The following is a 25,645-nucleotide window of genomic DNA, read 5'->3' as shown; positions in this document are numbered from 1 at the left end:
TCCCTGATGCAATTATACTTTACCTAACACACAGCATACAATACAATTTTTAAAAATTTTAATAAATCTTTAGAAATCTGAAATATATTTTAATCCTATTAGTGCTACTGTTTAAATATGTGCTATTATTGAAACTCCTCCCAATATACGGAGATAGTATCTCCCTCCTTTAGAGGGTCTGTATAATTAGCATCTTGTCCATTATGTTTTAGTATTAATTTTCCCTTTACCACTGTCCGGTCAAAGTCAATATAATTAAAGATATCCACAAATATTAAGCTTTCTTTATCTGTACTAATTTTTAAGGGTTCACCATTATAAATAAAATCCAGCGTTTTTTTTTCTTGATTGATTTTTTCTCTGAGTTTTTTTCTATCTATGATAATTTGTTTCCCACTATCTAGCCCATCATCATACTTCACTTTCTTACCATCTATATAAATATCGTGTTCTTGAAAATCAATAGATAAAAAATCACATAAATCTTTTATATCTTTTATTGGATGGTAAACTAACTGATCTCCTTCTTTTAAAATGTCTTGTGGTGAAGCTGTCTTGCCATTGATGTTGACCTCTTGATACCGATAAATCACTTCGGAGTTAACATAAATACACTCTTCCATATTTATTATTTCCTGTAACTGACTAGAGGCCTTCTTCCCCACAGTAGCAGGATGGATGGTAACCTCATCATGATTTTCTATATGTTTATCTAAATGTGCTTCCTTATTATTTACTAGAATTTTTGCTGGTTCTCCATAATCTCCAAACAGAATTTTTTCTTGACCATTCACTGTAATTTTTATGTTATCGCCTTTTTTAGGTATAAGATCTCTTGGGTTAAAGTTCAAAACTGCTAGTGCATCACTTACTTTTAAATTTTCTGTTTTAAATAATCTAATTTTTTTGCTATTGACCTTTACTTCTATAAAATCTGTAGACTTACTTTTTACTGCCTTTGCTAATATACCTATAGGGGTAATCCCTTCTGGCCCGCTAATATTGGTGGAAGTGTCCCACTGTAGATTTTGTATCATATCGATTCCCCTAACAACCACCCTTTCTTGAGGAAGCTCTAAATATTCAGCGATCCTTCTGTTTAAGCCCGGAAGCTGGCTGCCTCCTCCTATTAAAAACACAACACTAGGTGATTTCCCGTTTTGAAGAAGTATATTATCTGCGATCTCTCTTGCTACCAGTTGGATTGCCGGCTGGATTTTTTCCAGTACTTCTTCTGTACTGATCTCATAAGGAATGCCAACAATATCAGTAAAACTCTGGTGGTCTTCTCTACAGAGGTTGCATTTTAGTATTTCCGCAGTATCAAAATCCAACAAAAAGCTTTTTACCAACTCTTCAGTAATCTCATCGCCAGCAGTAGAAGTCATACCATAGGCAGTTACTGTACCATCTTTTGTAATAGCTATATCAGAAGTACCGGCTCCAATATCTACTAAAGCAATGTTTAATAAGCGTAAGTTTTGTGGAACTGCTACCTCAATAGCAGCAATTGGTTCTAAAGTAAGATAACCTACCTCCAATCCTACTTTATTCATAACAGTATGCAAACTATCTACAACAATTCTTGGCAAAAAAGTAGCCAATATATCTGCACTCAATTTTTTCCCTTTATGGCCTATTGGATTGGTGATGATCCCGTCATTTAAATAGTAATTGACAGTTGTATGTCCTACACAAAAGTAGTTCACCAATTCCTCAGACGTCTCTTCCAATTTCTTTTGAGCTTGCTGTATTCCCTCTATTTCAATGGTATTTACAAAATCTCTATTGATTTCTTTATATTCATCCAGTTCTTTTTCTATTGTAATTGGAAAAGTTTTTAGTGCTCTACCAGCAGCTGCTAGGGCAACCTCTTTTAAAGAAAAGCCTGCCTCTGCCTCCAACCGCTCTTTTACTTTTTGTACTACTTCTGCCACACCCTCAATATCATGGATTTGCCCATCGTACATCACCCTTTTTTTATGAAACTCGATGACCCCATGGTGTATGACTATTTTATCCTCCTGCAAAGTCCCCAAGAGACCCACTATACTTCTTGTACCAATATCTAGAACAAATACCATAGTACGACATCCTTTCTACGCATCCTTCTCTTTTATTATGACTTATTCTCTCTTAAACATCAATTCTCCTTTTTCAAAAAAAGAAAGATGTCGAAATTTATTTTAGCACATAAAAAACCACCTAGAAGGAAATTAGGTGGTTTAATGATAAAAGTCACAATGCTGCTGAATTTTACATTCAGCACAATTTGGTTTTCTAGCACTACAACATCTCCTACCATGGAAAATTAATAGATGATGTAGTAAATTCCAATCCTCTTTGTTGGCTATACGTTGCAACTGTTTTTCTGTTTCCAGCACATCCTTCGCCTGAACTAAACCTATCCTGTTAGAAACTCTGAATACATGGGTGTCCACTGCAATTGCAGGAATATTGAAAGCATTGCTCAAAACAACATTAGCAGTTTTTCTTCCTACTCCTGCTAGGGATATCAACTCCTCTAGCGTTGCAGGCACTTCTCCCCCAAAATCATCTTTAAGCTGATGGCACATGGTGAGAATGTTCTTTGCCTTATTTCTATATAGCCCAATCTTTTTTATTTTATTTTCTAGCTCATTTTGAGATAGCGTAAGAAAACGATCTAAATCAGGATACTCTTGAAAAAGTACTTTTGTTATTTCATTTACTTTTACATCTGTCGTTTGTGCTGACATAATTGTAGCAACCAATAGTTGAAATGGTGTAGCATAGTTTAACTCGCATTTTGCATCAGGATATTCTTCCTTCAATAATTTTATGGTCTCGTTGATTTTTTTATTCATTTGTAGCCTTCGCTCCCTGTTGTTTTTCATTAGTTTTTCATCTGTCTATAGTATCTCCACCTGACATTCTGTAATATCTAATCTTCCATCCATCTCAATAAAATGTATTACACTATTCAGCATAGCATCTGCATGTTTTCTACTATTGGTTATACAACAAAAACCGATTTCCGCAATTTGCCATTTGTCTTGATTACCGACTTCTGCAATAGACACATTAAACTTCCCCTTTACTCTCTCTATTATACTTTTAATAATCTGTCTCTTTCCTTTTAATGAACTTACTTCATACATAAAAACCTTCATGGAACAAACTCCTACCAGCATTTTCTCACGTCCCCTATGATTAGTTTATTCATCCCTCTTCTAAATATATATGGCAAGTCACTAATATATGATACATCCTTTGTCCTTTATTGGCTACCAGAACGCAGGTCATCAAGCATAGCATAGACTACCGGTAAAACAATCAAGGTTAAAGGCGTGGACAGTAACAGTCCTCCTATAACGGTAGTTGCTAAGGGCATTTGTACTTCTGAACCTTCGCTAGCACCTAGGGCTAATGGCAGCAACCCTAAAACTGTCGTTAAAGTCGTCATCATGATAGGCCTTAGTCTGGTGGTACCCGCTATTAAAATTGCTTCTTTTTGTTCCTTTTTATTTTCTCGTAAAATGTTAATATAGTCAATCAAAACAATGCCATTATTTACGACAATACCTGACAAAACGATGGCACCAATAATAGCAGGAACACTTAGAGGTATACCTCGAACCAATAGTCCTAGTGCTCCTCCGGAAAAAGCCAATGGTACCGATAACATAATAGTAAAGGGATGCAGCAAAGACTGAAATTGTGTAGCTAATATCATATACACCAGTAAAATTGCTAAGACAACAGCCAAAACAAGGCTGGAATATGCCTCCTCAAGAGCCTCTTTTTGCCCCTTAAACTGGTAGCTATACCCTGCTGGTAAGGGATATACCTCTAGCTCCCTTTCGATATCCTTTACAACACTGTTTAAATCTCGATCTATAATAGCAGCCTTCACAGTAATAGAACGAACTTGATTGGATCTTCTTATAGCATTTGGACCTTGGGAAACTCTATCCTCTACGAAATGCTCTAACGGAAATATTTCTCCTGTCACTATTTGAACTGGAGTTTGCAAAAAATTTCCGACTCCCTCTCGTAGATAGTTTTCTCCTCGAATTACTATATCATATTCTCTGCCATTGACCCTAAATCTTGTTGCCGTCGCACCATGAATAAGGTTTCTTACGGTACTAGCTATCTGTATCGCTTGTAATCCATAAGGAAGTGCAATATCTCTATTTATGTAAAGCTCTAATTGAGGTCTGCCTTCAGTAAAGTTTGATACCACTTCTCTTGTCCCTTCAACCCTTTTAGTCTTTTCAATAAAGTCTTTAGATAGGTTTCTAAGGGTTTCTATATCATCCCCTTTGATCTCTATTTCCACTGCATCGCCCCCAAAACCCATACCCACCAATGAAACATTAGATATCGTTATATTTGCACCGGCAATTTGATTCAGATCTCCACGAATTTTATCCATAATATAAAGCGTTTCCTCCCCACGTTCTTTTAAAGGCTTTAGTCTTACATCAATGGATATCCGGTTTGTTCTACCACTATGGTTGCCAAAGTAGTTATCTCCACCACCTATACTGGTAAAAATTATTTCTATATCTTCGTAGTCTTGAAGAATTTTTTCTACCCTCATAGCTATAGCTTCAGATTCCTTTAGACTGCTGCCATCAGGCAAAGTAGCATGAATCATAAAGGTTCCTTCATCAAACTCAGGAAAATATTCAGCTCCTACCCATAGTATAGAAAGCATGGAAAATAAAAAAATAAAAACCGATAGTGCTAAAACCATACTTCGATGCACTAAACTCCACTCCAGAAGATTCTTATAAAACGTATTTATTTTATTAAACCCTTCTTCAATTCTATCAAAAACCCTATTAGAAGAGGTGTCATTGGGTTTTATTGTTTTAGAAGCCAGCATAGGTACAAGTGTTAAAGATACCCCTAAGGAAGCCAATAAAGAAAAAGTTACGGTTAAAGCTAGCTCCTTAAAAATTTCTCCTGTCATTCCTTCTACAAAAACAATTGGCAAAAATACAGCCAGCGTTGTGAATGTAGAAGCTGCTACAGCCATAGAGACCTCTTGTGCACCATTGATTGCGGCTTCTTTGGCAGAATATCCCTCTTCTCTAAAACGGTAAATATTTTCTAACACAACGATACCGTTATCTACCAACATACCCACCCCTAGGGCAAACCCTCCTAGTGATAATAGGTTCAGCGTAACACCTGAAAAATACATCAGTGTAAAAGTAGCAATAATAGAAATAGGAATAGACAAACCAATCACCAAGGTGTTTTTTAAACTTTTCATAAATAAATACAGTATACAAACTGCCAGCAGTCCTCCAAAAGCTGCTGTTTTTCCTACATTACTTATAGATCTCCTGATAAATTGGGACTGGTCCATCACCGTTGCTATATCAATGTTTGTTAGTTCATCTTGTAGTTCTTCGATTTCCCTATATACATTATTTGTCACTTGGATCGTATTAAAGGTAGGCTGTTTTTGTATAGTCACTCGGATACTAGGGGTACCATTGATCTTAGAGATTTGTTTTACCTCCTCCTCTTTAAAGTCAATTTCTGCTAAATCTTCTAATTTCACTGTTGTACCTGTTGGCAAGGGAATAGGCAATGCCTTAATCTCTTCAATACTCTGAAATTCTGCTACTGTTCTTACGGTTAAAGTTTTTGCACCTTCTATAATTTCTCCACCTGGAAGATTAATATTTTCTCCTCTTAATAAAGCGACTAATTGCTGTTGTGTAATCCCTTGCATTGCCAACCGAAGGGGGTCAATCTTTATATCTACCACCTTCCTTCTTCCGCCGCTTATCCCTATGGAAGCTACTCCCTCTAGCCTTTCTAACCGGGGTTTAATTCTATACTCCACCACTTCCTGCAGTTTTTCTAGGTGGTCACCCATTACACTAAAAATCATGATAGGCAAAGCATTGGGATCAACCTTAAGCACGATGGGCTGTATAACATCCTCTGGCAAATAGTTTTTTACTAAGTCTATTTTTTCTCGAATCTCTAATGTTGCTAGATCCATATCTGTACCTTGATTAAATTCTATCGTCACCATAGAAGTATTCTCCATAGAGGTTGAGTGAATATTTTTTACATTATGTACGATGGCAACTGCTTCTTCGATAGGCTTTGTAACAAGATTTTCTATTTCATAAGGTCCAGCACCAATATATTGGGTATTGATTACTGCTATAGGAATATTCATCTTAGGTAACAGGTCCATTGGAAGTCTTACAAGAGACACAGCACCTAGTAAGAGGATCATAGCGATCAGCATTAGTACAGATATGGGTTTTGTAACAGCCCATTTAGATATCTTCATCCCCATCACCTCTTACAATTATTAATAAAGTGTTTTCATCGATATAATGTTGTCCTTTTATGATAATTTCCTCCCCCTCCTCTACTCCACTGATCACTTCCACAAATTCCCCTGCATCAATACCTAGCTGTACTTGTTTTTTTACAGCCTGCTGATGCTTTATTGTATAAATCATAGGATTGTTTTCTTCAAAAAAAACTGCTTCTTTAGGAATAACCACCGCATCATCTTTTTGTTGTCTCTGAACTCTTATTCTACAAAAAGAACCTGCTAATAAATCTTCTTCTGAATTGTCTATCAGAATTTGTACATAGTGCAAATTCGTTTTTAAGTCTGCTACCTCATTAACAACAGCTACCTTACCTATGGTTTGAAGATCTCCCACCTGTAGAAGCACTTCTTTCCCTAGGTAAAAACTATGATATAGATTTTGAGATACATGTAAGTCAACTTTTAATTGACTTGTATCACTGATGACTAGTGCCGGTTGTGTGTTGAGAACCATTTGATTCTTTTGAAGACTATTTTGTACAACAACTCCTTCTATAGGTGCATAGTACTCCATTTCCTGTAACCCTTCTAGGCTAGTGGCATAGGCTGTCCTGGCTTCCTCTAATTGAGCCTCCGCCATCGCTAAAGTGTTTTCTGGTGCAGTAGAAGGCAACATCTGGGCCTGATAACCTCTCATGATCCCTACGGGAAGATCAGCTGAGGTAGATTGCTGATGACTTTCTAACTGCTGTTTTACGCTTCGATGATTTTTTTGTGCCTGTTCATAGGCTCTTCTAGCTATTTCTACTTGTCGTCTAACGGGCGTTTTGTCTAGTTCAAATAAAAAATCCCCCTTCTTTACTGTATCACCAACCTCTACTGCTAACTTTGTTACTTCTAGTCCAGGAGTTTTAGGAAAAATCATTACATTATTTATCGGCAGAAGCTTGGAGCCTAACATCACTTCTTCAGCAATACTGTTGCTTTTCACTGTAGTAACTTCAACGGCTACTCTTCTTTCTTCCTCACCCCTTTTTGCTTGATTACACGCAACTAAACATATATAGATAATCGCTACTATCGCCACGATTTTCAAAAACTTTTTACACATAAAAAAAACCTCCAAGTAATTACATCATTATAAATTGTTACCAACTTAATATGTGCAATTTCTTGGAGTTTTAAACGAAGGTCGCTTTTACTTTCTTCTAGTTATTTCAAACAAAAACGAATAGACTCAGAGCAAATATTTCAGCGTATTATAGCACTGAAGCTATTTATAAAATTTTCATTTCCTCTCCAACTTTTCTAAAGATCTCTACAGCACGATCTAATTGTTCTTTTGTATGACCTGCTGTTACCATACAGCGGGTTCTTCCGGTGCCTTTTGGTACTGTTGGAAATACAATCCCAGACACAAAAACACCATTTTCAAATAATTTCTTGCTAAATTCCATAGTTTTTCCTTCTTCTCCTATAATCACTGGTGTGATAGGGGTAGCACTTTTTCCTATATCAAAACCTAGTTGGCTAATTTTTTCCTTAAAATATTTTGCATTATCCCAAAGCCGGTCTGTATATTCTGTTGTGCTCATCAGAAGTCTTACAGCCTCCATGATGGCTCCTACTGCTGCCGGTGGTAAGGAGGTGCTAAATAGTAATGGTCTTCCTCTATGGCTTAACCAATCCTTCATTGTACTGCTGCCCGCTACATAACCTCCTATTACACCGATAGCTTTAGATAAAGTACCAATGGTAAAATCTACTCTCCCATGAAGACCGAAATGATCAATGGTTCCTCTACCACTTTCTCCTAGCACCCCTGAACCATGGGCATCATCAACATAGGTCATTGCACTATATTTTTCTGCTAATTCAACAATTTCTGGTAGAGGAGCAATATCTCCATCCATACTAAATACCCCATCTGTAATGATAAGAATATTTCTATATTTATCTCTATTTTCTTTTAAAACTTTTTCTAAATGATTCATATCTGCATGCTTAAAAACAGTTTTGTCTGCTTTACTTAGTCTAGCTCCATCGATAATACTGGCATGATTTAATTCATCAGAAACAATTAAATCACCTTTTTCTGTAACGGCTTGAATCGTCCCAGCATTGCAGTTAAATCCTGATTGAAATACCATGACAGCCTCTTCCCTCTTAAACTCTGCTAACAATTCCTCCAAAGCTTCATGAATATCCATGTTTCCTATAATGGTTCTCACTGCCCCAGCTCCAACCCCATACTTTTCTACAGCCTCTATAGAAGCTTTTTTCAGTTTTGGATGATTGGCAAATCCTAAATAGTTGTTAGAAGACAGGTTAATAACCTTCTTTCCATTTAAAATAACTTCTGCTTCATTGGCTCCTTCTAAGATTGGCAGTTTTCTATACACACCATCATTTTTAAGTTCTTGTATCTTTTCTTTAAGAAAATTTAATTCATGTACATTTGACACGATAGTACCCTCCTCATTATTCATATCTGTTTGACAAAACTTCAAGTACGTGCTTAAGTTATAGATAAACAACATCAGGACTTAATTTTGATATACTAAGGGCTACATTTGCAGCCCACGGTTTTGGGGCGAAACCGTAGACCGTGTATATCAAAATTAAAGTTTGAACTTACTTATCTATATTTATTATTTAATTAAAAATTATAATATTTTCATTTTTCCCCACTACTTAAGATTTAAAACAAAGAAAAAAAAACCTCAAAATATTGAGGCTTAAAGAATTGAAAATCTGTATTAATCTTCATTTACAACTTTGTTAAAATATTTTACTTTTTTCCTTACTTCTTCATATACTTTTTCATAGTTTTCGTCTGTCATAATTTCTATACCTTCATTGATATGCTTTATAGCATAAATATGAAATTCACCTTTTTTTATGGCTTCCACCAACTCGTCACATAACATTAGATTTTCAATATTTTGATATGGAATCATTACCCCTTGGTTTTTTGTAAGTCCTCTTTTTTTACATAATCTATAAAATCCTTCTACTTTTTCAGTAACACCTCCTACAGGCTGTATATATCCCCTTTGATTTACAGAGCCAGTTACAGCAATATGTTGTTTTATGGGAATTCCTGCTAAGCTTGATAATAACGCATATAATTCTGCACTAGATGCACTATCTCCATCTACACCTCCATAAGATTGTTCAAAGCAAATACGGGCTGAAATACTTAAGTTGGTGTTTTGTGCAAAGTTTTGCATCAAAAAACCTGTTAAAATCATTACTCCCTTATCGTAAATATCTCCGCTTAGATTTACTTCCCTTTCAATATTTACGATTCCTTCCTTTCCTACAGCAGTGGTGACAGTAATAACACTGGGTTTGCCAAAAGTATATTCCCCTAAGCTAATTACTGATAATCCATTAATAACACCAATTTTTTTCCCCTCTATATCGATTAAAATTTTCTCTGCTTCAAACATTTCCTCAACTCTATTTTGATATTTATTGAGTCGACACCATTTTTCATGTATAGCTTTGTCCACGTGTTCACCTGTTACCAACAAACTGTTATCTAATTTTGCCCATTGGTTAGCCTCTGTGATCACATCTATAATTTTATTGAACCTTGTTGTCAACTTGTTTTGGTTCTCTGTTAGTCTAGAACTATACTCTATTATCCTAGCCACACCTGAGACATCAAAATGTTTCATTTCTGCACACTTTACATAGGAGCTTATAAAAGCCGCCATTTCTTTCTCATGCTCAAGTGTTCTTTGCATTTCGCTATTAAAATCTACAAAAATCTTAAAGTATTTTTGAAAATCTTCGTCGTACTGATATAATAGATGATACAGTTCTTCACTGCCAATTAAAATAATTTTCAAATCTATTGGAATAGCCTCTAACTTTAGAGAAGCTACATCTACTAATTGATTACCCATATTTTCTATAGTAACTTCTTTTGTATGAAGTACTCTCTTTAGAGTTTCCCACGCATGAGGGTTACTTAATAACTGTTTTGCTTCTAATACTAAATAACCTCCATTAGCCAAGTGAATAGCACCTGGTTTAATATGGAGAAAGTCAGTTTTTAATATACCATTAACATTTTCATATTCGATTTTACCAATTAATTTGTTGACGGTAGGATTAAATTCAATAATTACAGGTGCTCCTTCTATACTGCTGTTGTTTACCAGTAGGTTCACTTTGTATTTTTTAACGAAAGCTTCAATTTCTTTTTTCTTTACTGCTATAGCTTCTTCTTCTTCCTCTTCCTCAATAAAATTTCCGATATTTTCTATCAAGTCTTTTTCTACTTTATAGCAATGTTCTACGATCTTCTGACACTGAGGGTATTTTTCTACTAGCTCATGAATTAGAGGTTTTACAACGAACAACCCTACCCTCATTTCCAATTGCAATAATTTCTTTTTTGCAATACGTTCTAGATTTTTTAATTTTCCAAGAACATCTAGGGCAGTTTTTTGGATTTCTTGAAGTTGTTCTTCTAGTTTTTGGGTTTCTTCTTTGTCTAATTGTTTAATGTCCTCATCGGTCATTTCTTCTCCACTTTCTAAAGGAACAAATACAAATCCAGTGCTGGTACTTTTTATGCTAAACCCCTTTTTCTCAGCAAATTCTGTTAGATATAATAATAATTTATTTTTTTGTTCTTGATAATCTGTGATAATCTCATTTTTTTTCCGATCATAATCTTCACTATTAAAAGCTTGAGGCACTTGTGTTAATAGGTCTTCTATAAGCTCATCCATATCCTTTTGAAACTCTTTGCCTCTACCAGCTGGTAGGTTCAATGCTACCACCTTGCCATTGTTTTCAAAACTATAGACATAACACCAATCGTCAGGTTCAGGCTTTGTTTTAGCAATTTCTCTGATAATCTTCTTAGTATAGGTAGTTCTACCGGTTCCCTTGTTGCCGCCAATGTAAATATTATAACTGGGGTTATCAATTTCCAAGCCAAAGGTCATAGAAGCTTCTCCCTTTTTTTGTCCTATGATTCCCTTCAAAGCCTCTATTTCTTCTGTTGTTTTAAAGTCAAAGTCTTCAGTAGCACAATATCTTTTAACATGCTTATAGGTTAGCTCAGGGTATTTTTTCATATAGGTCCCTCCTTTACAGCAAATCACCTTCACTAACATACTATTCAAAAAGAAGGTGATATTCTACTATAAAGAAAAAATCTATTGGTTTTTAGAGGAAAATATTTTATTAAGGCAATCCTCTATTGTATTGAGTACCTTCTCATCCTGCTCTTTTTTCTTCATTTCCTTGGAAATTTCTTTGCCGGTGAAGGGGTCTAGTTGAAAAATTGCCCATATTCCATATCGTCTTATTTCAGGCCTATCATCTTCTAATAAAGGTAGTAAATGAGGTATTGCTTTTTTATCTCCATTGTTTGCCAGAGCAATAATTGCATTTCTTTGAAGAGTCCTCTTGCCCCTCCATCCTGCTGAAGTTGTTCCATAGGTTTCTTTAAAAGCCTTATTAGACATATAAAGTATTTCTATTAGATCTGGTGTAGGAGAAACCACTTGAGGTGCAAAATCACCTTCCGTCATCAATACTGCTTTTTTATTGTGGGGACAAACACTTTGACAGATATCACAGCCATAAAGGTTTTTTCCTAGAATCTTTCTGTCTTCTTCATCAATATCTTCTTTTTGCTGTAGTAAATTAGATACACATTTTTTAGCATGAAACCCATAAGGACCTTCTATGGCTCCTTTAGGACAATGTTTTATGCATAGATTACACCCTTGGCAGTTTTTGTTTGTTAATGGCTTGTCTTCTTCAAAAGCTATATTATTCAGCATGTAACCTATGAAAAACCAAGAACCATATTTTTCATTAATTAGAAGAGAATTGTATCCATACCACCCTAGACCAGCTCTATAGGCCACCTGTCGATCCACTAGAGGTCCCGTATCTACAAAAATCTTATACTGAAAGTCTTTGTCTTGCTTCTGAATAAAGGCAGCAATTTCTTCTAACTTCTCCTTTAAAACGTAATGATAATCCTTCCCCCAAGCTGTTCTGGCTAGCACACCAGAAAATTCTGTTTCGTGATTTTCGCTCTTTTTAATATTTTCATTGTAATAGGACAACCCTATCACAAGAATTGATTTAGCATCTGTCATGGTTTTCTTAGGATCAATACGAAGTTCTATATCTTTTTCTTCAAAACCAGAAAGATGTCCTAACGCTTCTCTCTTTTCTAAGATGCTTCTTATCTCTTCAAAAGCATTAGCACTTGTAAAACCTAGTAGGTCTATACCGATGGATTTTCCATAATCTTTGATTTGATCTTTTAGCTTCACTCTAATACATCCCTTTCAAGCAGATTCTAAAAACAACCTCAGTCACCACATTAGCAAGGGTGACTGAGGTTAATTATAAGGATTACTAAAAGTTGTTATTTCATTTAGCGGCCATATTCTTAGTATTGCCCTACCTTTAACAAGTCTTTTTCCTATACAACAAAATCTTCTACTATCATTGCTGTTATTTCTATTATCTCCTAAAACAAAAAGTTTATCTTCAGGTACAATACCCTCTATATAACAATAATCTTTGTCTATATAATCTTCCGGACAAATATAATCTTCAAACACTTCTGTATCATTAATCCCCAAAACACCATTTTGTATAATATACATATCCTGCTCTACCGCCACTACTCTTTTAACGAAGAATTCATCTTCTCTGCCTAAGCTTTCAGGGGGAGAAAATATAACAATGTCCCCTCTTTTTATATTTCTACGAAAATAAGGAAGTTTTAAAAAGATGACTCTATCGGAGGTGTTTAAAGTAGGATGCATAGAATCTCCCTCTACATTAGCTATACCAAGTATAAAGGTGTCCATGACTAAAAAAAGCCCTAAGGTAATTATGATCTTTTTCAGTAAGTTATAGTAACGAGAATTGATGCTTTTCATACTATCACTTCCTAAATTATTGATAGGCACTTATAACTGAAGTTGACCACAAAAGAGGTAAATGAGGCTGCTACAAAAGTAGTTTAGATAATCTAGATAAGTTACTTTAATTATACACTATCTTGTTACTTATTTCACATACAAAAGTAGAACTATTATAACTAATTTCAGTTATCATAGGCGTTAGATTAATACAATTATTACCAAATTTCTTTTAAACTATCATCCTGAGCGTATACCTATCCTTCACTGTAGGTAACCAGAGGCTCTGTCTTTTCTTTGTCGGTACCCATAAAGATGTAGAGTCCTGATAATATGAAAATACCACTGAGGATTTGCCCCAAACTAGGAATTTCTTTTAAAAGCAAAACAGCTAAAAAAGTGGCTCCTACTGGTTCCCCCAACATGGTGGTGGCTATTTTATTGGCTTCAATATACTTCAAGGCCCAGTTAAAAATTGTATGTCCACCAATAGTACATAAAACTGCCATTCCGAAAAACAAAGTATAATCTTTAGGCGTATAGCCTGTAAAAGGAAGTTTTAGTACTATATTCATTATCACTAAAAATAAGCTGCAAGTACCATAGGCAATGAACCCATAGGTTAGTGTAGATATCTTTTTTCTTATGCCTCTCCCTATAATAATATACAATGCACCAAAAAAAGCACCTAAAAGAGCTAAAATATTTCCATATAAATGGCCTCTCCCAGCATGAAAGCTTAAAAAGCCCATCATGCTACTACCACCAATAGCCATCAACATTCCCAGAAATCCTTTTTTACTTAACCTTTCTTTAAATAGCATGTATCCAATGATTGCGGTAAAGATAGGTTGTAACCCTACAAGCACTGTTGAAGATACCACTGTCGTATACTTTAGGGAAGTCATCCAAGTAATAAAGTGAAGCGCCAAAAACAATCCACTAACACAGCAAAGCAAAAAATCTTTTCTAACAAGTTCTTGTATCTCCTTTTTCCCTTTTATGAGGGCAACTGGAAGAAAGAGAAAAAAAGTAATCAGCATCCTATACATAGCAATAATGCTAGCAGGGGCTGCTGTATTTTTAATAAGTATTGCAGAAAAAGAAACACCTATTACTGCAATAAATAATAACACATGGACCCTATACATATTTTCTTTATTCTCCATTTTTTTCTCCTTATCGTATAAGATAAATAAAAATTCCAACGACAATAGCTGTTATCAATAACTTCACCACAAGACTAACAAAGTAGGCAATAACACCTGCACCGCCAGCCTTTATAGATTCTTTCCATTCTCTTCCAGATAAAAGTTCTCCCAGTGTCAAGCCCACCACTTGACCAATAATCAACCCTACAACATTTAGGATAACAAGTCCTGAAAATCCTCCTATAAACATACCTATCATTCCCCAAGAGGATACATTAAATTTTTTAGCTGTCATAAAAGATGCTAAATAATCTACTACTATGGTGATAAAAGTTAAAATGGAAAATAATACGATCCAGTATAAGGAGATCACAGCAAAGTCTGTAACAAATCCATACAATACAATCCCCACCAATACCAGTATAGGTCCTGGCAGAATTGGCAAAAAAATTCCCATAACACCTAATATGATAAGAACAAAACTAATAACCATTAATGTATTTTCCATTCTCAATCACCTATCTTTATTAATTCTAGCCACCTGCTGAAAATCCTTTAATATCCTAATCATAGGCGTTAACTTAACACAATTATTACCAAAATTCTCTCCAAATGTCATCCTGAGTGTAGCGAAGGATCTTGGAATAACGAAGATTTTTGCTACTACTAAGATCCTTCGACGCCGCTTTGCTTCCCTCAGGATGACAAATTATGGTTTAAGTTAACGCTATGTTATCCTAATATTATTTACTACATTTTCTTTGCAATTTAGAACAAATTTTTCCTACAGAATAAAAATTTTAAAAAATGGGAGATAAGGAAAATCTCCCTAACTCCCTGCTGTTAGTCTTCTTTTTTTTCTTCTTTATGAAAACTGCTGCCCCCTATAAACTCTCTCAAGATAGAGGTTTTTGGTATATCCTCTTCATTTTCTAACGATATAAAATAATTTAAGAATTTTAATAATCTCTTGGCTTCTGAATAGTAAGTACTTGTATTATGCACTTGCCTCAACAAAGGCTCTGCATACTTTTTTAGTAAGCTTAATTCATAAAACAGTGCAGAGTTAAACATAGTATCTGCTTCCTCTTGAAAAGGAAAAATGTTTTTTTCTTCTCCGCGTCTTACAGATGACCACATAGCTAAAGTAGTTTCTGCATCATTAGAACGGAATTTACTATCTCTGACGATTCGTCTTACTAATCTAGTGTCGGTGGTAGGAATTCTATTATGCTCATCTACATTCAATTGTGTTAGAGCACTAATATATATCTTAAATTTGTTGTTCTTAGAAATAGCAGCAGTTAACTGATCGTTTAAAGCATGAATTCCTTCTAATATGATAGGTTGGTCAGCTTGAATCTGAATCTTATGCCCACGATACTCTCTTTTGCCTGTATGAAAATTGAAGGTAGGTATTTCTACTTCCTCGCCGCTAAGTATTCTTTCCAAGTCTCTATTAAATAGTTTTAAATCAATTGCATAAAGAGATTCAAAATCATACTGGCCCTCTTCATCTAAAGGTGTATTTTCACGATCTACAAAGTAATCATCGAGAGAAATAGCAATAGGTTTGATACCATTTACCTTTAACTGAATCATCAAACGTTGAGCAAAAGTTGTTTTTCCAGAGGATGAAGGACCTGCGATTAAAACAACACGTTTTTCTTTAATATTTTCTGTAATGCTATCGGCTATCTTTGCAATTTTCTTTTCATGTAATGCCTCAGCAATTCTAATAAATTCTCCTTCTTTTTGAGTAACTATAAGATCATTTAAAGATGCAACATAATCAATTTCTAAAATTTCCCCCCATTTTTCACTTTCTCTAAATACCTTAAATAATTTTGGATGTTCTTGAAAGTCTGGAACTTGCCCTTGATCTTCAAACCTTGGAAATTGCAAAACAACACCTGGGGCATAATAATGTAATTTAAAATCTTTTAAATATCCTGTAGAAGGCACCATGTAACCATAAAAGTAGTTTTTCAACCATCCACATTGGTAAATGTTAATATAAGGCTTTTCTCTATATTTTAGTAATCTTACCTTACCCATTTGTCCATAATCTCTAAAAATATCTTTTGCTTCGTCTAGTGGAATCCTGCTTTTTTCGAAGACAACGTCTTCTTCAATAATTTCTTGCATTCTTTGTTGGATTCTCTCTACATCTTCGGCATTTATTGGCCTTTTATAGTGCACCTCACAATATAATCCTTTGCTGATAGAGTGTTCTACTGAAACTTTACAGCTTGAAAAAATTTCTAAACATGCTCTAATAAATACAAAAGCCAAACTCCTTTGATAGATTCTAGAACCAATAGAAGAACATAAATCAATAAATTTCACTTCACAATCTTCATCTAGCGTATACTTTAATTCTTTTAGTTCATTATCTACAAGAGCAGCAACAATTAAATACTTTACATTGTGCTGAAAATCCTTTGAAATCTCTTCTAATGAGATGCCTCTTTCGTATTTATATGGACCTTGCTCATTTATCGTGATGGATATATCGTTCTGCAGCTTTTTACTTCCCATGGAAAGTGTCCCCCTATAGAAATTTTTTAGACCTATTCATATTATTCTCTACAACATATTATATACCTTTTTTTCCTAATAAATTAAAAAAATTACTACTCATCAAAATCGTCAAAACCTCTTTCAATTAAATCTATAATAGCATCAAAAGCTTCCTTTTCATCTTCACCAGATACCTTGATAAGTACATTTTCTCCCATTTTTGCACCCATGCTCATAACATTCATGATACTCTTAGCATTAAATTCACTATCACTTTTTACAATAAAAATGTCTGACTTAAACTTAGAAGCTTCCTTAACTAATTTGCCTGCAGGTCTAGCATGAATTCCAGACTTATTTTTAACCATTACTAGTTTTTCCAACATCAATCTCTCTCCTTTTTGTCTTTTATAAAGTTTCCATTTCTACTAGTATACGCTTAGAAACTATTTTAAATGGTAATATGTACTTTTTTTCTATTTTTTTATTTTAATGTTTTAGTATATACTATCAAAAGCAATTCTATTTTTTCAAATTAGCTTTATAAAACTCTTAAGTATATTTTTACCTTAGAAATTTTTTTATACACCTTCAATAGCAAAGCTATCACAAAAAATGTTCCCAGCAATATGTACTGGGAACATTTTAGAAAACATAAGACTACATCATAGGCCGACTTGGTAAAGAAATATCACTTAAAGCTTTTCCTGCATCATCAACATAAATATTTCTAACTGCTAAATCGCCTATAGCCACAAGACCTACTAGCTTTCCATTTTCAACAACTGGCAGCCTTCTAATCTGATTTTGTGCCATAATTCTCGCTGCTTCATGGGCATGAGTATCAGGCGAAACAAAGATTAGTTCCTTTGACATTACTTTGTCTATATTGTCGGAAACTCTAAATCCATCAACAATCCCTCTTACCACGATATCTCTATCAGTTACAATGCCTATAATATGGTTTTGATTATCACATATAGGAATAGATCCTACATTTAGTTCCTTCATTTTTCTTGCTATTTCATCAATACTAGCATTTGCACTTGAAGCTGAAACATGACTTGTCATAATATCTCTTACTTTCATCTCATAACAACCTCCTCAACTTTTTTCAATATACAGCCATATGCCTTAAACTTAAAATTTGATAGATTAAAATTCACAGGCGTATATCTATATATTTTGCAATTTAGAAGATTTTTATAAGTCTAGCCTCCTATAAAACTTTGTTAATTTAATGCAATTATAGAAGCACTTTTAATTGGAAGATACGTAGTTAAAAATCCTATTCTATTTAGCGGATATAAGCGTAAAAAAGCTTTTCCAATCACATCTTCCATATCTACTAATCCTAGTATATCATCTCTACTATCCAAGCTATTCCCTCGGTTATCACCCATAGCAAATATCTTTCCTTCTGGGATCACTGCATCTATGCTACCCTCCGTATACGAATCCACTAAATAAGGTTCCTCTAAGTATTCTCCATTAATAAATACGCTGCCATCACTTATTACAATCTCTTCCCCTGGTAGGGCAATTACTCTTTTAATTAGTAATTTATCCTTTCCAGCAGGAGTTTTCAGTGGAGAACGAAACACGATAATATCTCCACGACTTGGTGTGCCTTGCTTATACAACAAACGATTTACTATCAAAAAGTTATTTTCGTCTAGTGTTGGTATCATAGAGTAGTTTTTTACGATGGTTGGCTTTATAAAAGTTGTTATAATTAGTGCAATCACTAGTGATAACACAATGGTTTTAATCCACTCAATAATTTCTTTTTTCATCCTTTGTCCCCCTGTTCTACTTTGCAAGAAATCCCTTTAATTATTTTAACACTGTGGTATTTTTAAAGCAACTAAATAAAATTACTTTATATAGAAATAAATTCGTTTACCACCTCAATTAAGTTATCTGAAGTAATATTATTTTGTTGATCATCCCATACAACCTCTTCCTCCATGATCAACATAAGCTGTGGTGCCTCATGGTTAATTTCTAATATTTCTTCTACCGCCTCCGAGACCTCTACATATTCTCTAACATCCACCATACAAAATAAAACATCTTCTTCATTTTCTTCTATAAACTCAATGTATTGTTGATATGCTTCCTCACTTTCAGATAAAGTAATATCGTGCTTAAAAATGAAAACAGGCTTTTTCTTAGACTTTTTCACTATCTTATCTAAATCTTCTACTGTAGTAATTTTTTTTATACGCCTTGACATGATTTACCCTCCCCTAAAATAATCCCTATTGTATTTTTTGTTGATTTTACTAATTGTATATTATCATTTTAGTCATATTATAACTGCTAAAGCAAATATTATGTAATATATTTAAATACTTCTAAATAATTGTGTTAATATTTACATTCATACTTTTATTGAAAAGTTGATCATACTTGTGATATGCTTAATACATAATTACTTAATCAAAGGTGGTAAACAAATGGAAAAAATTAAAGATTTACTCCATGATTTTAGCGATGTTTTTATAGCTGTTGTTATTGCTTCTCTTATGGTTGGTGTAGTGGTTTTTAACTTAGGAGATTGGTTTGACAGTAATAGTACTGCAATAGCTATTGACTCTTCCCCTGAGATCCTTCAAGAAGAAAAATTAGAAATCTCTCAAGAAATTGAAGAAGAAGCTGAGGAAGAATTTGAGGAAAATAGCGCAGAATCAACAGAACCAGTAGAACCAGTAGAACCAGCAGTAGTAGAAGACAAAGTCTTCACGATCCCGTCAGGAACGCCTGCCTCTGGCATTGCAACAATTCTATTAGATAATGGTGTAATTGAGAGCTCCAACGACTTTATTAAAACTGCTGAAGAATTAGACTTATTACTGAAACTTAAATCCGGCACCTTTACGATTCCTAACAATTCTGAATTAAAGGATATTGTAAGAATTATAGCTGGTGAACGATAAAAAAACGACTATATGTCGTTTTTTTTGTTTACTGATCTTCATCTTCTATAATTCGATTGAACTGATCTCTACTATGTTTTGTGTATTGGTTCAATCTTATTAAGTTTAATCTCCACAAATAAATGACGTAGGGAATAAATAAAACCATTAGTAGAGGTATTTGGGCCATTAAAATAAAATTAAATAATCCATGAAATATCGCAGGAATATATAAAGATCTTTGAAAATATTTTCTTTTCACTTCTTCTTCTTCAGTATATTTCGCTAGAGAAAGGTAATAACCCATTGTTACTGCAAAAAGTATATGGGCTGGAACAGATAAAATTCCTCTCATAATGCCTACATAATAATTACTGCTAAATCTAAAAACTACATACATAATATTTTCAACTGTGGCAAATCCAAGGGCTGAAAACCCACAGTAAATAATCCCATCTAGTTTTTCATTGAAATGTTTACTGCGATAAGCAGTATATAAAACCACTGCTCTTTTAAAATATTCTTCTGTTAAGCCCGCTACAATAAAAGAAACAAAGGCAATTCCTAATAAACCAGCAAATATATTAATACTTAGTAGAAGCCTTTGTACAACCAGTACTGGAATAACCGATAGAGCACCTAAGACAAATACCTTTGCAAGCAAAGACAGTGGTTCTCTATCATATCTATCTGTTAAATATAGTCCTATTGCAATAGCAATACTAGGTGTAACTGCAATAACAAATAATCTTGTAACCATAGTTTTCTCCTTCCTAGACTACATAGTATGTTATTTATATAGTATTTTATAAAACAAATCATCTATCCAAATATTTTTTTCCTTTGATTACAAAATAAGGGCACCACATCCTTCGGCACCCTTATTTTACATTGGCTTTAAAAAATTTTTTTTGTCTGCATATATTCTTGCACAATTCTCAATGCTTCCCCAAATCTTTGATAATGTACAACTTCTCTTTCTCTCAAAAATCTCAAGGCATCTTTTACCCCAGGATCATCAGTAAGATCTAATAAATGCTCATATACAGCACGAGCTTTTTGCTCAGCTGCCATATCTTCATGTAGGTCTGTGATAGGGTCTGCATGAGCTTGAATATAGGTTGCTGTCCAAGGCACACCATTGGAATCCGAATAGAATAGTGCACCATCACGTATGGCGTAGAAAGAACCCATATCTACAGCCTTCATATCCTCAACAGTTGCATCTTTTGTTAGCTGATAGATCAAAGTAGTAATTATTTCAACGTGAGCCAATTCTTCGGTACCTATATCCGTTAATAATCCCTTTGCCTCATTGGTGGGAATTGTATATCTTTGATTTAAATATCTTAAAGCCGCTGATAGTTCCCCATCAGGACCACCATACTGTGTTAATAAGTATTGTGCTAACTTAGGGTTAGGTCCACAGGTTACTTTAACTGGATATTGCAATTTTTTTTCATAAATCCACATATACTTTCCTCCTTATACTTCCAAGTTAAAATTCTTCTTCCCACGGCCACGGACTATCTAGCCACTTCCATGGATAGGGACTAGGTGAAAATCCATATTGTAGTAGAGGTCCGTAGGACATTTCATATTGTTGTTTTAGCATCAATAACTGTTGGCTATAACAGTTGAAATCCATTAAAGCCTTTTGGTCAAAGGGATGCGTATCCAAATATAACTGCAATTCAGTTAAAGCAAACTCTACGTCCTGAATTTTTCGCATCAAAATCATTCTTTCTTTCATTACTTTTTACCCTCCCAACGTTTAACATAAGGTTGATATAGTTCTGGGAAAAGTGTACCCTTCATTAAAGCTTCTGTTAAAGGATAAGCGTTCATATAGGTTTGATAAGGTACATAAGCATGGGCTAACATTACATACATAGGCATAAAGGGGATAGGGTATATGCCAGGGTAAGGTGTATGCATCATAAGATATTTCCTCCTTCTTTAAGATAATACAGAAATTTTCCTGTAATACTATACTATTCCACTTACGGCATTTTGGTGTTTTTATTGTAATAAATTATTTTCTTTAGACATATATTTATATTTAGAGAAAAAGAAAAGCAGAGGATTTTCCTCCGCTTCTAAGCTGGTTTTATGCTATTTTTTCATAATTTCCTGTATCACTGTTGGTATTTCGTATATAATATCACCTGCCATCATGCTATACTCTCCTAATCTTATTGCTGCCCTATCCCCTGCTGTGCCATGAAGATATGCTGCCGCCATAGTAGCCTTTAGTGGTTCTACACCTTGAGAAAGAAGTCCTGTAATCATCCCCGTGAGAACGTCTCCACTGCCGGCAGTAGCCATACCGGGATTTCCTGTTCTATTGATAAAAACTTCTCCTTGAGGATTCGCTATGACGGTTCTTGCTCCTTTTAATAAAGTGATCACACCCCACTTTTCTGAGAAATTTCTTGCAATATCCAATCTATGGTCATTCACTTCTTGAATAGATAATCCTGTTAGCCTAGACATTTCCCCCGGATGAGGGGTTATAATGCAAGGTACCTTTAAGTCCTTCAGCAAGCTTATATTATTTGCCAGCATATTTAGTCCATCTGCATCGATCACCAAGGGGACTGTTGCATTTCTTACTACAGTATGTAATATCTCTTCAAATTGCTGACTTCTGCCACAACCAGGCCCTATCGCTATAACATTTTCTTCTTTTATGTAATCCAGTATACCCTTTTCTAACATTTCTTCTAAGGGAAGGGTTATTCCTTCGATTAATTGATTTTCCAGTATAGGAATAAGGCTATTAGGAACCGCAGTCCTCAGCAGTCCTGTGCCGCATTTTAAGGCAGTTTTTGAAGCTAAAATTGCTGCTCCGGACATACCAATAGATCCAGCTATGATAAAAGCCCTTCCATAGCTTCCCTTATGGGTATCGGCATATCTTTTAGGCAGGATGGATTGAACCATATTTTCAGTGATCAGGTGGACTTTAGATTGCATAGAATCTACTGCTTTTTTAGGAATGCCAATATTTTTTATTGATAATTCTCCACCATAGTAACTTCCTGGAAAAAGTATATTGCCTATCTTAGGAAGTTGGAAAGTTACGGTTTTCGTTGCCTTTACTGCTATACCCTGTACCTTCCCATCATTGCCATTTACACCAGAGGGAATATCTACGGCTATGATTTCTTTTCCACTGAGATTCATCTTTATAATTACTTCCTTCATGATTCCCTCTACAGTTCTTTGTAAACCAGTTCCTAACAGTGCATCTATCAGTATACTGTGCTGAGATAAATCTTTTTCAAATTCTTCGATATCCTTACTGTCCATCAACTTCACAATAGGGGCCTTTATTTTTTCTAATATGTCGAAATTGATTTTAGCATCTCCTTTGATATTAGAAAAATCCCCTACAATATATGTGGTAACTTCAATACCTTTATTAAGAAAGTGTCTTGCTATAACGAACCCATCGCCGCCATTATTTCCTACGCCACAAATAATAGCTATTTTTTTATTCTCCTTTGCTATTAAGCACTTTTCTATTTCCTCTACTACAGAAATACCGGCATTTTCCATCAAAATAATTCCTGGGATTTTATAAGTATGTATAGCCAGTTCATCTAACTTTCTCATTTCCTCATTTTTTAGTATTTGCATAATATCCCCCCCCTTTGCTATATGTATTATTTTACCAAAGTCTACTGTATAAGACAAAACAATCCTTAGACCAACTCATGTTTTTTAAAGGTTTTATCAATAGTTGCCCCTCCTAAACAAACCTCATCATCATAGAAAACAACTGCTTGCCCTGGCGTTACAGCTTTTTGAGGTTCTTTAAAAGTTACTTTGCAGCTACCCTCTCCTGTAATATTTACTACAACTCTTTGATCCTGTTGTCTATAGCGAAATTTTGCAGTGCATTCTATCGTTTTAGGCTTTTCTTTTTCGCTTACCCAGTGTAGGTCACTTGCCAATAATCCATAGGTATATAAAGCAGGATGCTCTTCCCCCTGAACAACATACAATATATTATTTTTCAAATCCTTCTCAGCCACAAACCATGGCTCTCCTGAGCCACTTCCCCCTATGCCTAGGCCTTTTCTTTGTCCAAGGGTATAATACATAAGACCATCATGCCGACCCTTTATTTCACCAGATAGACTTCTTATTTCTCCTGGTTGGGCTGGTAAATATCTGCTTAAAAACTCTTTGAAGTTTCTTTCACCGATAAAACAAATTCCTGTACTATCCTTCTTTTTAGCTGTAGGCAATCCTTTTTTCTCTGCAATGCTCCTTACTTCTTCCTTTGTCAATTTTCCTATAGGAAACATTGCTTTAGAAAGCTGATATTGACCTAATGTGTTTAAAAAGTAGGTTTGATCTTTGTTTTCATCCTTCCCCCTTAAAAGTCTATATTCTCCCTCCCTATAATCGATTTGTGCATAATGTCCTGTTGCAAGGAAATCACCGCCAAGTTTGATAGCATGTTGAAGAAATTCTTTGAATTTTATTTCCTTATTGCACATCACATCAGGATTAGGTGTTCGTCCTTTTTTATACTCTTCTAAAAAATAAGCAAATACTTTATCCCAATATTCTTTTTCAAAATTTACAGTGTAATAAGGAATACCTATATAATCACATACTCGTCTTACATCTTCGTAATCTTCTGATGCTGTACAGTATCCAAACTCATCAGTTTCCTCCCAATTTTTCATAAATATTCCGATGACATGATATCCCTCTTCCTTAAGCAACAAAGCTGCCACGGAGGAGTCTACTCCCCCAGACATCCCAACGATTACCTGTGTTTCCTTTTTCGGTTTATCCATAACAATACCTGCCTTTTATATGATAAATAAAATTTCAATCTCTCTATATTCATTATTGTATCTATCCTCTATTCATTGTATACTCTATAATGATTTTTCAAAAATGTATGACAGGGAGACAATTTTTCTGTCTCCCTGTCCAATGTGAAATTATTTTACTTAAGTTGTACAGATATTTTTTATGTGTCATATAAGCAATAATTTATTTATAGATAACCAACTACAAGCTTAAGAAAATTCATTCTGGATGCATTTGCAGGAAATGACTACAGTGTTCATTTCTCAAACCGCAGGAGGTCTTATTTTGTTAAGATATAAAATTGGTTATCTATAAATAGCTTCACTGAATAAAAGCCTTCATAGGATTGCTCTCCTCAATAGTAGATGCCAAAACGGTGTAGGGGATTTCAAACTCTGGTATACCGTAGGCATAGGGAGTATACTCATATAGTTGAAAAAATATAGTTAGATGATCCTTAGTTAAATAAAAATCTTGTTTTTTATCGATTGTTTCAAATTCAACTAAAAGTGGTATATTCTTTTCAATAATTTCTTCCTTTATCACTTCATTAATTTTTTCGATATAATCACTGTTCTTTATAAACAAGTCCTGTAGATCATAGACTTTCCCAGTGCTTAGGTCCACATTAATTGCCTTCACTGCAGTTAATCCATGGGCTGCTCCTTTCGAATAAGAATTAATGTATACTAACATACTTAAGATATTAGCTTCCTTAAGCTTTACTTTATATTCTCCCCAAAACTCTTTTGTATAATCTTCCTCATACCCCTGCTCTATAATCATTTTGTATATTTCTTCTTGGATAAAGTCATTAATTGTTTTCTCCACTTCTTTATCTTCTAAGTCTATTACCTCAGGATAAGTTAAGCTCACCCTATGTCTTATTAACTTTCTTGTGACTATTTTCCCTCTGCTCTCTTCTTGAATCATTCAACGAATCACCTCTTTAATATTTTTATCCCCGATTCCCCGAAAGTTCTCTAT

General features: G+C 34.5%; 24 protein-coding genes. 1 reads left to right on the top strand and 23 read right to left on the bottom strand.

The window, feature by feature from the left end:
- Positions 1 to 125: 125 nt before the first annotated feature.
- The 16 genes from CACET_RS04670 to ytxJ form a co-directional block, all read right to left on the bottom strand.
- Positions 126 to 2,084 (bottom strand): cell division protein FtsA, encoded by a 1,959-nt coding sequence (locus CACET_RS04670; RefSeq protein WP_044823404.1) that lies wholly within the window; start codon positions 2,082 to 2,084, stop codon positions 126 to 128.
- Between the two features lie 141 nt (positions 2,085 to 2,225).
- Positions 2,226 to 2,846, bottom strand: coding sequence for an endonuclease III (gene nth / locus CACET_RS04665; protein WP_044823405.1), 621 nt, complete (start codon positions 2,844 to 2,846; stop codon positions 2,226 to 2,228).
- A 45-nt stretch (positions 2,847 to 2,891) separates the two neighbouring features.
- Entirely contained in the window at positions 2,892 to 3,173 is a 282-nt protein-coding gene (locus CACET_RS04660) for a DUF503 domain-containing protein (protein ID WP_044823406.1), read from the bottom strand.
- Between the two features lie 86 nt (positions 3,174 to 3,259).
- Entirely contained in the window at positions 3,260 to 6,313 is a 3,054-nt protein-coding gene (locus tag CACET_RS04655) for an efflux RND transporter permease subunit (protein WP_044823407.1), read from the bottom strand.
- Positions 6,300 to 7,415 (bottom strand): efflux RND transporter periplasmic adaptor subunit, encoded by a 1,116-nt coding sequence (locus tag CACET_RS04650; RefSeq protein ID WP_044823408.1) that lies wholly within the window; start codon positions 7,413 to 7,415, stop codon positions 6,300 to 6,302. The genes CACET_RS04655 and CACET_RS04650 overlap by 14 nt, the downstream gene beginning before the upstream one ends.
- Before the next feature lie 166 nt (positions 7,416 to 7,581).
- On the bottom strand, positions 7,582 to 8,769 hold the full coding sequence (locus CACET_RS04645; RefSeq protein WP_044823409.1) for a glycine C-acetyltransferase: 1,188 nt from the start codon (positions 8,767 to 8,769) through the stop codon (positions 7,582 to 7,584).
- Between the two features lie 294 nt (positions 8,770 to 9,063).
- On the bottom strand, positions 9,064 to 11,406 hold the full coding sequence (locus tag CACET_RS04640) for a Lon protease family protein (protein WP_044823410.1): 2,343 nt from the start codon (positions 11,404 to 11,406) through the stop codon (positions 9,064 to 9,066).
- An 81-nt stretch (positions 11,407 to 11,487) separates the two neighbouring features.
- Positions 11,488 to 12,624 carry a tRNA epoxyqueuosine(34) reductase QueG gene (gene queG / locus CACET_RS04635; RefSeq protein WP_044823411.1) on the bottom strand — a complete coding sequence of 379 codons (1,137 nt, stop codon included), beginning with the start codon at positions 12,622 to 12,624 and terminating at the stop codon, positions 11,488 to 11,490.
- Between the two features lie 69 nt (positions 12,625 to 12,693).
- The gene (lepB, locus tag CACET_RS04630; RefSeq protein WP_044823412.1) at positions 12,694 to 13,242 is read right to left on the bottom strand and encodes a signal peptidase I; all 549 of its coding nucleotides are present in this window, start codon (positions 13,240 to 13,242) and stop codon (positions 12,694 to 12,696) included.
- Positions 13,243 to 13,481: 239 nt separating this feature from the next.
- Positions 13,482 to 14,393 (bottom strand): DMT family transporter, encoded by a 912-nt coding sequence (locus tag CACET_RS04625; protein ID WP_044823413.1) that lies wholly within the window; start codon positions 14,391 to 14,393, stop codon positions 13,482 to 13,484.
- A 10-nt stretch (positions 14,394 to 14,403) separates the two neighbouring features.
- Positions 14,404 to 14,883, bottom strand: a complete 480-nt coding sequence (locus CACET_RS04620) for a DUF456 domain-containing protein (RefSeq protein ID WP_044823414.1) — start codon at positions 14,881 to 14,883, stop codon at positions 14,404 to 14,406.
- Positions 14,884 to 15,218: 335 nt separating this feature from the next.
- Entirely contained in the window at positions 15,219 to 16,916 is a 1,698-nt protein-coding gene (locus CACET_RS04615; RefSeq protein ID WP_082058092.1) for a nucleoside kinase, read from the bottom strand.
- 95 nt (positions 16,917 to 17,011) lie between these two features.
- The gene (locus CACET_RS04610; protein WP_044823415.1) at positions 17,012 to 17,284 is read right to left on the bottom strand and encodes an HPr family phosphocarrier protein; all 273 of its coding nucleotides are present in this window, start codon (positions 17,282 to 17,284) and stop codon (positions 17,012 to 17,014) included.
- Positions 17,285 to 17,558: 274 nt separating this feature from the next.
- Complete coding sequence (locus CACET_RS04605; protein ID WP_044823416.1) at positions 17,559 to 17,987, bottom strand: CBS domain-containing protein; 429 nt, start codon at positions 17,985 to 17,987, stop codon at positions 17,559 to 17,561.
- Between the two features lie 143 nt (positions 17,988 to 18,130).
- Complete coding sequence (lepB, locus tag CACET_RS04600) at positions 18,131 to 18,694, bottom strand: signal peptidase I (RefSeq protein WP_044823417.1); 564 nt, start codon at positions 18,692 to 18,694, stop codon at positions 18,131 to 18,133.
- Between the two features lie 86 nt (positions 18,695 to 18,780).
- On the bottom strand, positions 18,781 to 19,137 hold the full coding sequence (gene ytxJ / locus CACET_RS04595; protein WP_044823418.1) for a bacillithiol system redox-active protein YtxJ: 357 nt from the start codon (positions 19,135 to 19,137) through the stop codon (positions 18,781 to 18,783).
- Between the two features lie 223 nt (positions 19,138 to 19,360).
- Here ytxJ and CACET_RS04590 point away from each other — a divergent pair, with 223 nt between their 5' ends.
- The gene (locus CACET_RS04590; RefSeq protein WP_044823419.1) at positions 19,361 to 19,840 is read left to right on the top strand and encodes a hypothetical protein; all 480 of its coding nucleotides are present in this window, start codon (positions 19,361 to 19,363) and stop codon (positions 19,838 to 19,840) included.
- Between the two features lie 28 nt (positions 19,841 to 19,868).
- On the opposite strand, the gene CACET_RS04585 is transcribed toward CACET_RS04590, so the two are convergent.
- The 7 genes from CACET_RS04585 to CACET_RS04555 all read right to left on the bottom strand — a co-directional run bounded on the left by CACET_RS04585 (position 19,869) and on the right by CACET_RS04555 (position 25,591).
- Positions 19,869 to 20,579, bottom strand: coding sequence for a PrsW family intramembrane metalloprotease (locus tag CACET_RS04585; RefSeq protein ID WP_044823420.1), 711 nt, complete (start codon positions 20,577 to 20,579; stop codon positions 19,869 to 19,871).
- Positions 20,580 to 20,716: 137 nt separating this feature from the next.
- A complete protein-coding gene (locus CACET_RS04580) occupies positions 20,717 to 21,292 on the bottom strand; it encodes a manganese catalase family protein (RefSeq protein WP_044823421.1) in 576 nt (191 codons plus the stop codon).
- A gap of 25 nt (positions 21,293 to 21,317) precedes the next feature.
- Positions 21,318 to 21,572: a spore coat protein CotJB gene (locus CACET_RS04575; protein WP_044823422.1), complete on the bottom strand. Its 255-nt coding sequence runs from the start codon at positions 21,570 to 21,572 to the stop codon at positions 21,318 to 21,320.
- Positions 21,572 to 21,760: a spore coat associated protein CotJA gene (locus tag CACET_RS04570; RefSeq protein WP_044823423.1), complete on the bottom strand. Its 189-nt coding sequence runs from the start codon at positions 21,758 to 21,760 to the stop codon at positions 21,572 to 21,574. Before CACET_RS04570 ends, CACET_RS04575 begins: the two co-directional genes overlap by 1 nt.
- A 174-nt stretch (positions 21,761 to 21,934) precedes the next feature.
- Positions 21,935 to 23,464 (bottom strand): bifunctional ADP-dependent NAD(P)H-hydrate dehydratase/NAD(P)H-hydrate epimerase, encoded by a 1,530-nt coding sequence (locus CACET_RS04565; RefSeq protein ID WP_044823424.1) that lies wholly within the window; start codon positions 23,462 to 23,464, stop codon positions 21,935 to 21,937.
- A 65-nt stretch (positions 23,465 to 23,529) separates the two neighbouring features.
- Positions 23,530 to 24,639: a tRNA 2-thiouridine(34) synthase MnmA gene (mnmA, locus tag CACET_RS04560; RefSeq protein WP_044823425.1), complete on the bottom strand. Its 1,110-nt coding sequence runs from the start codon at positions 24,637 to 24,639 to the stop codon at positions 23,530 to 23,532.
- A 340-nt stretch (positions 24,640 to 24,979) separates the two neighbouring features.
- Complete coding sequence (locus CACET_RS04555; RefSeq protein ID WP_044823426.1) at positions 24,980 to 25,591, bottom strand: DUF3298 and DUF4163 domain-containing protein; 612 nt, start codon at positions 25,589 to 25,591, stop codon at positions 24,980 to 24,982.
- Between the last annotated feature and the right edge of the window lie 54 nt (positions 25,592 to 25,645).

The sequence above is a fragment of the Clostridium aceticum genome, assembly GCF_001042715.1.
GTDB classification, from domain to species: domain Bacteria; phylum Bacillota; class Clostridia; order Peptostreptococcales; family Natronincolaceae; genus Andreesenella; species Andreesenella acetica.
This window is presented reverse-complemented; position numbering and strand designations above follow the sequence as displayed.